The organism is Aliibacillus thermotolerans, assembly GCF_027853235.1.
GTDB lineage: Bacteria > Bacillota > Bacilli > Bacillales > Marinococcaceae > Aliibacillus > Aliibacillus thermotolerans.
Window position 1 is genome coordinate 1 of sequence record NZ_WKJG01000056.1, and the last position, 11,226, is coordinate 11,226.

Annotated in this window: 12 protein-coding genes and 1 other RNA gene; 1 reads left to right on the forward strand and 12 read right to left on the reverse strand. The window is 39.5% G+C overall.

Translation table 11 applies throughout. The features are described 5' to 3' along the window. Positions 1-355: 355 nt before the first annotated feature. From GJS40_RS09615 to brnQ, 11 genes are all read right to left on the reverse strand, one after another. The gene (locus GJS40_RS09615) at positions 356-619 is read right to left on the reverse strand and encodes a pro-sigmaK processing inhibitor BofA family protein (protein ID WP_270897665.1); all 264 of its coding nucleotides are present in this window, start codon (positions 617-619) and stop codon (positions 356-358) included. A gap of 110 nt (positions 620-729) precedes the next feature. Next, positions 730-972: a YaaL family protein gene (locus tag GJS40_RS09620; protein ID WP_270897666.1), complete on the reverse strand. Its 243-nt coding sequence runs from the start codon at positions 970-972 to the stop codon at positions 730-732. 12 nt (positions 973-984) lie between these two features. Beyond that, the gene (gene recR / locus GJS40_RS09625; RefSeq protein ID WP_270897667.1) at positions 985-1,584 is read right to left on the reverse strand and encodes a recombination mediator RecR; all 600 of its coding nucleotides are present in this window, start codon (positions 1,582-1,584) and stop codon (positions 985-987) included. A 12-nt stretch (positions 1,585-1,596) separates the two neighbouring features. Further along, the gene (locus tag GJS40_RS09630; protein ID WP_270897668.1) at positions 1,597-1,908 is read right to left on the reverse strand and encodes a YbaB/EbfC family nucleoid-associated protein; all 312 of its coding nucleotides are present in this window, start codon (positions 1,906-1,908) and stop codon (positions 1,597-1,599) included. 49 nt (positions 1,909-1,957) lie between these two features. Then, on the reverse strand, positions 1,958-3,640 hold the full coding sequence (gene dnaX / locus GJS40_RS09635; protein WP_270897669.1) for a DNA polymerase III subunit gamma/tau: 1,683 nt from the start codon (positions 3,638-3,640) through the stop codon (positions 1,958-1,960). An 837-nt stretch (positions 3,641-4,477) separates the two neighbouring features. Continuing rightward, positions 4,478-4,743, reverse strand: an RNA gene (gene ffs, locus GJS40_RS09640) — signal recognition particle sRNA large type. A gap of 77 nt (positions 4,744-4,820) precedes the next feature. After that, a complete protein-coding gene (locus tag GJS40_RS09645) occupies positions 4,821-4,994 on the reverse strand; it encodes a YycC family protein (protein WP_270897670.1) in 174 nt (57 codons plus the stop codon). Positions 4,995-5,056: 62 nt separating this feature from the next. After that, entirely contained in the window at positions 5,057-5,548 is a 492-nt protein-coding gene (tadA, locus tag GJS40_RS09650; RefSeq protein ID WP_270897676.1) for a tRNA adenosine(34) deaminase TadA, read from the reverse strand. A 150-nt stretch (positions 5,549-5,698) separates the two neighbouring features. After that, entirely contained in the window at positions 5,699-6,955 is a 1,257-nt protein-coding gene (locus tag GJS40_RS09655; RefSeq protein WP_270897671.1) for an ABC transporter permease, read from the reverse strand. Beyond that, positions 6,948-7,850, reverse strand: coding sequence for an ABC transporter ATP-binding protein (locus GJS40_RS09660; protein WP_270897672.1), 903 nt, complete (start codon positions 7,848-7,850; stop codon positions 6,948-6,950). Before GJS40_RS09660 ends, GJS40_RS09655 begins: the two co-directional genes overlap by 8 nt. 92 nt (positions 7,851-7,942) lie before the next feature. Beyond that, complete coding sequence (gene brnQ / locus GJS40_RS09665) at positions 7,943-9,277, reverse strand: branched-chain amino acid transport system II carrier protein (protein WP_270897673.1); 1,335 nt, start codon at positions 9,275-9,277, stop codon at positions 7,943-7,945. A 326-nt stretch (positions 9,278-9,603) separates the two neighbouring features. Between brnQ and GJS40_RS09670 the strand changes: the two genes are divergently transcribed. Continuing rightward, positions 9,604-9,987, forward strand: coding sequence for a hypothetical protein (locus GJS40_RS09670; RefSeq protein ID WP_270897674.1), 384 nt, complete (start codon positions 9,604-9,606; stop codon positions 9,985-9,987). A gap of 437 nt (positions 9,988-10,424) precedes the next feature. On the opposite strand, the gene GJS40_RS09675 is transcribed toward GJS40_RS09670, so the two are convergent. Beyond that, positions 10,425-10,772, reverse strand: a complete 348-nt coding sequence (locus GJS40_RS09675; RefSeq protein WP_270897675.1) for a hypothetical protein — start codon at positions 10,770-10,772, stop codon at positions 10,425-10,427. Positions 10,773-11,226 lie beyond the last annotated feature (454 nt).

Consider the following 11,226-nt stretch of genomic DNA (forward strand, 5'->3'; position numbering starts at 1 on the left):
TTCGTCCTGAGCCAGGATCAAACTCTCCATGAAAGTTGATCTTGCTCTTTTTAAAATACTTCATTCCTCTAATGAAAAGAAGAAATTGACAGACGCTTGACTTTCATTCAATTTTCAAAGGACACTTAATAATTAGTCACACGTATTTAGCGACTTATTATATTATACACATCGCTTTTATTTTAGTCAATGGAAAAATATGAATGTTTTATGAACTATTTTTTAGCGACATCTATTAATATATCACTTTTAAAAATTAAATGCAATAGTTTTTTAAAAATATTTTTTCATGGCGTGGTTATTTAACCACGGAATTTTTATTATACAGATGTTCGAGACATAGTCAATGTTTTTTTCAAATAATAATATAATCAATTAAAAAGAGCACGATGACACCTGGAATCCCTAATAATCCAGAAACAATTGCCGTAAATAAATTAATAGGAAGGTGATATGCAAAAAGGCTTCCTAAAACATTGATAAAAAAGAGAGCAAAGATCCCCATAAAAAAACGGGTTATGAGAATCGTTAGCCAATGTATAGCTTTCTTTACCCCTCCAAACAGTATAAATAAACAAATAATAATCCCTGCTATGAGAAAGTAAAAAAATGGACTCATTGCGATCCTCCTTGTTACTTGTCATTATGTTGTATTCATATATATGACCAAGCTTGTCTGATCATTCTTTAAAAGAAAAATAAAAGACTTCCTTTCCAAGATTGATTTTCTCAGGAAAGGAAGTCTCTTTCGTTCTGTTCTTTAAATCCATTTATTTGTCGATGACGCGCTTCTTTTAATAGAAAAATATATTTTGCTCGTCTTTTTTTTAATTCTGCAATCACATCCAACGTTGGTTCAATGCTTTGATTCATCAGTTCTTCGTAACAATCTAACTCTTCTTTTGCTCGTTGCACCATATAGACGAGTCTTTTATTTTCTTTCTTTTGAATCGATTTTTTGCGAAAAAACATTGCGTTTTGCTCCTAAATTTCTCGTCGACCTTCCAAGGCTTTGGATAATGTCACTTCATCTGCATATTCTAAGTCCCCGCCAATAGGTAGACCATGGGCAATTCTTGTTGTTTTAATACCTGTTGGCTTCATCAAACGAGAAATATACATGGCCGTTGCTTCCCCTTCAATCGTTGAATTCGTTGCAATGATAACTTCTTGAATATTTTCATTTTCTTGCAGACGCTTGATAAGTTCTGCAACATAAATGTCTTCCGGACCGATTCCATCCATCGGTGAAATGGCACCATGAAGGACATGATATAAACCGTTATATTCTCTCATCTTTTCCATTGCGATGACATCTTTTGCATCTTGAACGACACATATAACCGTCTGATCTCGAGATGTATCTTCACAAATCCGGCAAGGATCTACATCTGTAATATGGTGACACTGAGAACAATACATTAAATCTCTTTTCGCATGAACGAGGGAACGAGCGAATTCCAACACGTCATCTTCTTTCATTTCTAACACGTAAAAAGCCAGGCGGCTCGCTGTTTTCGGGCCGATTCCCGGCAATTTCATAAAACCTTCCATCAGTTTCGCTATCGGTGCTGGGTACTGCACAGTAACCTCCTTCTAAAACATTCCAGGTATATTCAATCCTTTAGTAAATTTTCCAAGGTCCTTTTCCACCAATTCATCTACTTGTTTTAACGCTTCATTCGTTGCAGCAAGTACTAAGTCTTGCAGCATTTCCACATCATCCGGATCAACCACATCTTCATCAATTTCAATATCGACAATTCGTTTATCTCCTGTCGCTGTTACTTTCACCGCACCGCCACCAGAGGTTGCTTCTACTGTTTTTTCTTTTAATTCTTCTTGTGCTTTTTGCATTTGTTTTTGCATTTTTTGCATCTGCTTCATCATATTACCCATGTTTCTCATTTGGAAATCCTCCTCATTAATTAGTATGGATAGAAGATACGTCAAAGGATTATTTATCTTCAATCACTTCCACAATTTCTGAACCGAACAGCTTTACCGCCTCCTCCACGACTGGATCGCTTTCTTCTCTCGGGGTGTCATCGGATGCGTGACGCTCTTTATACGCTTGTTTCAATTTTTCCCAGTGCGGTGCCAATGTCGTTAAAAATTCTACTGGCTGACCGCAGACAACGGTCATCGCTTCTTGAATGAGTGGGCGAAATTTCTTCTCTACCATGTTGCGATGCATGTCGTTTTGAAAGGCTAGTAACACTCTTTTTCCGTCTGATACGACAGGTTGGGAATCACTCAACCATGCATGGGCAGGCACACTTTTTTTCTTCACTTCTTGACGAATTTGATTCCAACGCTCGACAATCCACTCTAAATCTTGTTTTGATGCTTCGTCCAACAACCCTTGTAGTCGTGCTTTTTCCTCACGCAATACGGGGGCTTGCGTTGGACGTGCGCGTGCTGTTTTTTCCGGTTTGGCACGAGCTCGATCTGCCGTAGTTGGGGAAGAAGGAGCATCGTTTTGGGCTAATAATTTCTTTTCTAATTGTTCTATTTTCCGCTCTAATGCTTCCACCACTTGGGAAGAAGGTGATTTTTCCTGTTTGCAAATATGAATAAAAGCCATTTCTAGAAATACTTTTCTGTGCGGCGTTGTTTTCATTTGTTGCTGATACTGATTCAATGCATGAATCACTTCGTACACCCATGCTTCTTCTATTTCTTCGGCAAATTGCTGAAAATCCTCATCGTTGGTTGCGCGATGAAACACTTTATCCAATGACGGAGAGGTTTTGTAAAGTAAAACGTCACGAAAATAATACATTAAATCTTCTATAAATTGAAGGGGATCTTTTCCATTTTGAATCGCTTCATGAACAAAGGTGATGGCTGATACACTATCCCGCTCTTTTAAGGCAGTGGCCACCTTGCGCAAAAAACGCTCAGATACTGTTCCGGTAATCGCTAATACATCGTCTACTGTAATCGTTTCTTCCGCAAAAGAAATGGCTTGGTCAAGTAAACTTAATGCATCCCGCATACCGCCTTCCGCTGTGCGAGCGATAAGGTGAAGCGCTTCTTCTTCCGCTTTCCAGCCTTCCCTTTCCAAAATATATGTCATTCTTGCCACTAAATCCGATGGAGAAATTCGTTTAAAATCAAAACGTTGACAGCGAGACACAATTGTCAAAGGAATTTTATGCGGTTCGGTCGTTGCTAAAATAAAGATCGCATGCTTTGGAGGTTCTTCAAGCGTTTTTAAAAGTGCGTTAAAAGCACCGGTCGATAACATGTGCACTTCGTCAATAATGTACACTTTGTAACGGAGATCTCGAGGGGCAGCCATTACGTTGTCGCGTATGTATCTGATTTCATCTACCCCGTTGTTAGAGGCCGCGTCCATTTCTACGACGTCAACGACAGTTCCATCTAGAATCCCTCGGCAAGCACGACATTCGTTACAAGGCTCGCGAACCGGGGCTTTTTCACAGTTAATGGCCCGTGCAATAATTTTTGCCGCACTCGTTTTCCCAGTTCCTCTAGGACCGGTGAACAAGTACGCATGAGAAAATTTTTCTTGTACTAACGCGTTTTGAAGTGTTTTCGTAATATGCGTTTGACCGCTAATATCCTCTAATTTTTGGGGACGCCACACCCGATACAACGCTTTGTAACTCACCCTCGAACCCCTTTCTTCATCATTCATCATTCTTTCATTATACCTTTTTCCTCCTCAATTGTGAACCTGAGAAGATAGGGTAAAAGGTCACCTTGATATCTGAATGGATGAGTCCGAGGAAGATACAGCTACTTCAAGAAAAAATAAAAAGAAGCTGGGGCATAACTAACGAAAAAAGAATGGCTCCAAGCAAATGTTAGTGCTTGAAATCATTCTTGTCGGTTTTTCTGCTATGATTGGGTTATATCGTTTCTGGCGGTATATTTCTTTAAGTTTTCCACCAGAAACGCATGCACAAGAAGTATAAATGAGCCTCCAATGATTCTATATCTATCATATGATGTACGTCGATAATAAGCAGGACGGCCGAATGCACCGTAAGCACCCAATCGAGGCTTCTCTGAAACGAGATTCCCCATTTGTAAACACGTCATGAGACCATTCGGTAGGAATTTTGTGTGATATTTCGTCGTATGGATCTTTTATACGACCATTCATTGCATCGATCTCGTAATAAAAGATCGTATGAAACATGTTGCGATCTGTTTTTATCATCATTTCTTCCAATTTAGCTTTCATACGACCCTTTAACCGGTGTTTTACAAAATGAAGCGTTGCATGAAACGTTCATGGGGCGATTCATCTTCTTTTTGAACGTGTCATTCGTCGCATGAAGCAGAAAAGCGCTTTATTTCCAATTTCAACCCTCTTACGACCACTCCTATTCAGATTCAATGAAAAAAAAGAGAGACTCACCAAGTTTTTGGCAAGCACCTCTCTTTTGATTACTGAAGTTTTGTCCCTGTCTCCATCTTTTACATATTCACATAAGAAAAGCCGTGCACCTTTTCTCGATAATGTTTCCATAAGCGTTACCCAAGCAGTTAGCTAGACCCAGGCTACTCTGCGGCACACGGAAGGTTCCGCTTACTGCTGCTTCCTTCCGGACCTGACAGGGTTCACGGATTCCCGTTGCGCAGAACCCGGGCGTCAACACCACTTACAAGGGGCAGACCTCACGGAAACAATACCTCAAAAAGGCATTCAGTCCCGCTATAGCGGATTGCGGGTACAGGGCACCGCTACCTCCCCACCTAGCACGGCAAATTTGATAACATATTTAGGCGTCTTATATAGACGCGCATTATTCAGTATAACTTTTTTAATGAATAAAAGCAAATTATTTTTCTTTACGTTTGTCTATGGTCGCCATCAAGTTTTGTTCTTTTTCTTCTAATTGTGATATTTTTTCTAACATCACTTCCGGTGGTGTTTCAGCAATATATTCCATTGGCATTTGTAACTTTTCAGCAAGCTTTTGTGCTGTCTCCGTAGAAAATTGCTTTGTCCCCAACGTTTTCCCTCCTGTTTTAACATACCTCCAGTAATATATCACGGTTACCGGGAAGAATCCAATCAATCATTTGACCTCTTTTTCTTTTCTCGTAATTGTTTAAAAAACGTTTGTAATAAAGACGCACATTCCGATTCAAGAACCCCCTTCTTCACCTCTGCCTGATGATTAAAGCGTTCCTCTTCCAGTAAATTCATGAGTGTACCGGCACATCCTGCTTTTTTGTCTGCTGCTCCGTAAACAACACGAGGAATCCGTGATTGCACAATTGCCCCGGCGCACATCGGACACGGTTCGAGAGTGACATATAACGTACAATGTTCCAATCGCCAACTTTTCATCCATTGACATGCTTCTTGAATCGCTACCATTTCCGCATGTAAAAGTGCGCTTTGTTTAGTCTCTCGTTGGTTGTAGCCACGACCAATAATTTCCTCATTATAGATAATAACTGCACCGATTGGAACTTCTCCCATCCGTTCTGCTTTTCTTGCTTCTTGAATGGCATGTTGCATCCATTGTTCATCCTTCGACTCTTCCAATGAATCGGTCATCATGATAGAAGAGCCTCCTTTTCGCATACTGATTTATTTTCGACAATCGAAAGTAGGTCACAATGGCGGGGTAGCGTTTTCTCATCTTCTATTCCACCAAAACAGATCTTTTCAAACAAAAAGCACACAACCTTCCACATCGAAATACTCTTAACTTTCTTTTTTAGCGAGCGTCAATGCCCGTTTAATTCCATCTTTCAATGAAAATTTACCATACATCAATACGCCACCTTTATAAACACGAGCGGCTAAAATATTAATGGCAATCGCACTGAGTACTAATATTCCAATAATCACTACCATTTCCCACATCGGAACGGTCCCCATGCCGATGCGCAGAAATAACAGTTGCGGAGTGAAAAATGGAATGTAGGACAACACTTGAATCATCATACTGTCTGGTGTATTTAATCCGAAGATAGCGATGAAAAAAGCAATCATCGCAAGAAATATTAACGGTTGAAGCGCTTGATTCACCTCTTCCGCTCGACTGACAAGAGCGCCTAACATTGCCGCTACCCCGCCGTAGACAAAGTAACCGAGTACGATAAATAAAAGAGCGTACCACAATAGGGAGATATCAAGCGATCCACGAGTAAAAAATTGAAAGACGTCCGTATCATTCAAAGTAAATCCTATCATGCCAGCAACAAACAGGGAAAGCAAATTAATGACGCCAACTATTCCTATCCCGACTAATTTACCGAACATTTGTACGATTGGATTGATACTGGATACAATTAGTTCCATGACGCGAGAAGATTTTTCCGTAGCTACTTCTGTCGCAATAATTGTTCCAAAGGATAATACGATGAGATATATTGCAAAAACAAGGCCGTATACCATCCAATAAGCTTGCATACGGGATTCTTCCGTTTGCACTTTTCCGTCTTCTGTGAGCGTCTCGATTTGAAAAGAAACAGGAGCGTGTATCATTGCCAATTCCTCTTCATTTAAGTCCAGTTCCTTCGTCACGACAGCCTCTTTCACTCGTTGCACATCTTGATTCACGATCTCGTTCATGTTGTAATCACTACTGTCGCTAAAAAATGTCGCTTCTAATGAGGTGGAATCGCCTGATAACGATAAAACAAAGTCAAAGGCTCCGTCACTAGCTTCTTGTAAAGCGTCTTCCACATCCCCTTCGTTATAATGATGGTAATGAACGGTTTCACTTTTATTTTCAAGCAACATCGTGATTATTTCTTCGTCCTGACCAGTATCATCCACAACGGCCACGATGGAACCGCCTTCTCGATTTTCTTCCCCTGAAAAAAAAGATAAAATCTGATCGGCATTGATAAAACCAATAATCAGCAACATCATGATGATAGTGGACCAAAGAAAGGATTTTGATAATAAACGCTGTCGAATCGTATGCTTTACAGTCACCCAGAAGTTATGCATCGTCCTCTCCTCCTGCTTTATCGACAAAAATATCGTGCAATGACGGTTCTACCACTTCAAAATGACGAACAAATCCTTTGTTTGCAATGGCATCAAAAACCGCTTCTGCCACTTCTTCCTTTTCCATCCGGACAATCGCACCATCTTTTACTTTTTCGACATGTATCACTCCTGGTACGGACTGTAAATAAGATAAATCGTTGTCTGAATGAATAATCACCTTTTTCAATCCGTAAGAACGTTTAATTTCCCTTAAATTCCCTTGTAATACTGCTTTTCCCTTTTTTAAGATAATCAAATCTTCACACAGTTCTTCGACATTTCCCATTTGATGACTGGAAAACACAATCGTTGTTCCTGCCTCATGAAGATCAAGGACTGCTTCTTTTAGCATTTCCATATTGACTGGATCCAGCCCACTAAACGGTTCATCTAATATTAGCAGTTCCGGTTGATGAAGGACACTTGCGATAAATTGAATTTTTTGTTGGTTTCCTTTTGATAATTCTTCAATTTTTTTATTTTCATAATCACGAATATCAAACCGGTCGAGCCATTCTCTGAGCGCCCGAAGAATTGCCGCCTTGGACATTCCTTTTAAACTCATTAAATAGAGAAGCTGTTCTTTGACGGTAAGTTTTGGATACAGCCCTCTTTCTTCGGGAAGGTAGCCAATCAGATTGGTTCGTCGATAAGAGAGTGGGTGATTTTCCCAAGTGATGACCCCTTCTGTTGGTTCAAGCAACCCAAGAATCATACGAAAGGTTGTTGTTTTTCCTGCTCCATTCGCTCCCAACAGTCCAAACATCTCCCCTTTATTCACTGTGAGTGTAATTCCATCAACCGCCATATGTTTTCCAAACCGTTTTTTCACATGATTTACAACTAACGTCATTTTCGGAAATGCTCCTTTCCTTCCCATATCTTATCTAAATGAGGAAAAAAGAGCCGCTACAGTACAAATTGTAGTGGCTCTCCTTTTACTTCTTAAACCATTGGTTGGTGACGAGGGGTTTTGAATATAGAAATGATAAATCCAATGACTCCACCGACAAGCATAGGGACAATCCAACCGAGTCCAATGGTGTACCAAGGTAAAATGGTCGTAAATAAGTTATTCAGCGCCTCAATGTTTATCCCTGCGGCGTTTAATCCGTCCAAAACACTAACAATAAGTGTCAATAAAATACTAAATTGATACACTTCTTTTCTTCCTTGATAAAGCGGGTGTAAGAAAGTAAGCACGAGTAACGCCATTGCGAGTGGGTATAAAGCAGATAGCACCGGAACAGAAAATTCAATGATGGCATTTAATCCGAAGTTAGCAATCACCGCACTAACGAGCGTAAAAACGACAGCCCATTTATTATAAGACAGACTCGGTATTAGTTTAGTAAAATAAGATGCACAAGAAGTAATCAATCCAATACTGGTCGTTAAACATGCGAAAACGACAATGATTCCAAGAATAATGCTCCCGAAATGACCAAAATAAAAATTGGACGCAGCAGAAAGAATCGCTCCTCCATTATCCAAATATCCTAATTCTTCAACTCCTCCTGCCCCTAAATAAGCTAAAGAAGAATAAATAAAAGCGAGCAGAATCCCTGCAATTACTGCGATTTTCCAGCCCAGACTCATAATCTCTCTTTTTGTTTTTGCACCGGCATCTTTAATGATATTGATCACAATAATTCCAAAAACGAATGCAGCAAGGGCGTCCATCGTTAAATAACCTTCCTGGAAGCCTACAAAAAAGCTATATTGGGCATAGTCTTCCGTCGGAGGTTGAGCTTCTCCAATCGGATTGAGAAAAAATGCAACAATTAATATGAGCATGGCAATAAGCAATACAGGCGTTAACATTTTTCCGACAATGTCGACAATTCTTTGTGCCTGTAACGAGAAAAATAACGTCACTCCAAAAAACACAATCGTAAATAACAGTAACGAAAGCGTTGCATTGGCTTCCCCGATAAACGGTACCACACCAATTTCAAAAGCAACGGTATTCGTCCGTGGAATCGCAAAAAATGGTCCGATCGTTAAATACAGTGCCACAGTAAAAAAGATTCCATAAAAGGGGTGAACACGACTTGCTAGAGACTGCAAATCATTTTTCCCCGAATAAGCTAGTGCCAAAACAGCTAAAATTGGCAGTCCGACCCCTGTCACAATAAAACCAAGATTGGCAGAAAAAACATTTTCGCCAGATAATTGTCCTAACATTGGAGGAAAGATAAGATTTCCCGCTCCAAAAAACAAGGCAAATAACATAAATCCCACCGCTACAATATTTATTGATGTTTTAGTTGATGACATCTCTAACGTCCTCCAAATATATTCTTTCTTTGCGTTGCAGAGAACCCTCTGTTTCTCTCTGCCACGTTGATTTAACATTGTTTCCACCTTCGTAAGGACTTTTGAAACAATGACAGAACAATAAAATTATCATAACATTACTAAGGGGCTTTTTTCATCTATTTTTAAAATTTTTTATCTCTTCTTGACAGAAGATGCCACCTTCCCTGGCTTTTTCTAGGGAAGATAAGCTCAACATCACTATCATCCTAGCCAACGATAAAAAAGAGACAATTACAAATGTTATGCCCTATTTATCGTACGATGAAACACAGGGGGAATAAATAATGGAAACGTTGCTCCAATTGGCATTTGGATTACTCGTTTTATTTCTGTTATACAAGTTTCATGTGATTCAAAAGTTACCTCTTCGTATTTTCTTTCGACATGTTTTTACTGCCAAAAAACTCCGACTCACATACCGTTATTTTAGCGGGGGGTATCATCACAATTTTATGCTCGAAAAAGGGAAAACATATACGCTTTATTACGACGTACAAGTTACACAAGGAACCATGCGCATCCATATACAAGACGTACTCGAAACAATTTTTTTAGAAAACGAAGCAGGAACGATGACTATCACAACAAGCCGTGCCATTCAAAGTATTTTTGTCGAGGGAAAAGGGACACAAGGAAACTGCCACGTCGAATGGAAAGAGGCAAGTTGAAAGGAACACTTGATATGACGCCAAGTCTGCTTGCAAATTTTACAAGGATCATGAAAGGGAAGCCGATAAAAACCTTTTTAGAAGATTCATGGAATGAATTGACAGGAAGCGTTCAAAATGATAATCTTTCCTTAAGTAAACTTTTTTTACCAAAGCCTGCTATTTTTCTCTAAGGAAAAAAGGGGATATGTGACTACAATGACGACAAGCTAGATCTATCACGGAAATCAGCATGAAACGTGTGTGAACAGACCGAATGAAGCGTGAAAATTTTGAATTTATCTTCAACTAAGAAAATGACGTCAATGGTAATCATTTGAATAGGCGTTGAAAAGTCATTCTGATAAGACTGCGTACCATGTATAAAGTAGTTCTCAATAGCATCCTCCTAATTTTTGAGCACAGGGTAATGCCAGGCCCTGTGCTCTTTTTCTTCACTAAATGAACAATGGAATATACATGAAACTTCCTAATATTACAATTACCGCAAGGAGCAAAATACTTTTCCAACGTTTCCGTTTCCAAAACAAAAGCGATACGATGATTCCTTGTAAAAAGATGAGTGTTGCGCCAATCATGATCATCGACAGTAGTCCAATTGCAGTTCCTATCAAGTTGATAAGAATACCTAGAGGCATGAAAGAGATCACCATGATGAGAGCGGGACTTCTTTTTATTTTTTGTAAGATCTTTTTCCGTTCCGTCTCGGAAAAATGATCAAATTCAACGAGGGCAAACCAACCGGTGATGATGACAATTGCACCTGTGACCGAAACCGTTCCCATCAAAAAACCTCCTTTTACCCCTAATGTAACCAAGCCAATTTCAATTAAAACATCACAAACTCCATCTTCGCTCTCTTAAACATTAGGATGCTACAAACTCTGAACAACAAAAAAGGGGTGTATCTCCCCCTAAATAAATATTTCCTTATAAGAAAAATGAAAACAAAAACAAGGTAAAAGAGAAGTGAGCTAACGCTGTTTTTCTCGGGTGATCTGGATGATCGTATCCGTCAACTTTTCAATCATTTCATTTCGTCATCCCGGTCGAGGTTACTTCCTATGCCTTCCGCTTTTACCCCATATAAAAAAGCAAGTCATCCTTATATGTGAGCTTTTTGCGATGTACAATCTTTTTATGTTTTAGTCCAAAAAATATAGCGTCGGTTTAGACAATAAAACGCCAGCTCTCCTCCCAATCGAACAAAAATTGCTGTGCTCCGTGTTTTGTTCGCTT

What these genes read in the sequence shown, in the direction of transcription:
- GJS40_RS09615 (WP_270897665.1), bottom strand. Translation starts at nt 619, where the DNA reads ATGAGTCCATTTTTTTACTTTCTCATAGCAGGGATTATTATTTGTTTA.
- GJS40_RS09620 (WP_270897666.1), bottom strand. Translation starts at nt 972, where the DNA reads ATGTTTTTTCGCAAAAAATCGATTCAAAAGAAAGAAAATAAAAGACTC.
- GJS40_RS09630 (WP_270897668.1), bottom strand. Translation starts at nt 1,908, where the DNA reads ATGAGAAACATGGGTAATATGATGAAGCAGATGCAAAAAATGCAAAAA.
- tadA (WP_270897676.1), bottom strand. Translation starts at nt 5,548, where the DNA reads ATGACCGATTCATTGGAAGAGTCGAAGGATGAACAATGGATGCAACAT.
- GJS40_RS09655 (WP_270897671.1), bottom strand. Translation starts at nt 6,955, where the DNA reads ATGCATAACTTCTGGGTGACTGTAAAGCATACGATTCGACAGCGTTTA.
- GJS40_RS09660 (WP_270897672.1), bottom strand. Translation starts at nt 7,850, where the DNA reads ATGACGTTAGTTGTAAATCATGTGAAAAAACGGTTTGGAAAACATATG.
- brnQ (WP_270897673.1), bottom strand. Translation starts at nt 9,277, where the DNA reads ATGTCATCAACTAAAACATCAATAAATATTGTAGCGGTGGGATTTATG.
- GJS40_RS09670 (WP_270897674.1), top strand. Translation starts at nt 9,604, where the DNA reads ATGGAAACGTTGCTCCAATTGGCATTTGGATTACTCGTTTTATTTCTG.
- GJS40_RS09675 (WP_270897675.1), bottom strand. Translation starts at nt 10,772, where the DNA reads ATGGGAACGGTTTCGGTCACAGGTGCAATTGTCATCATCACCGGTTGG.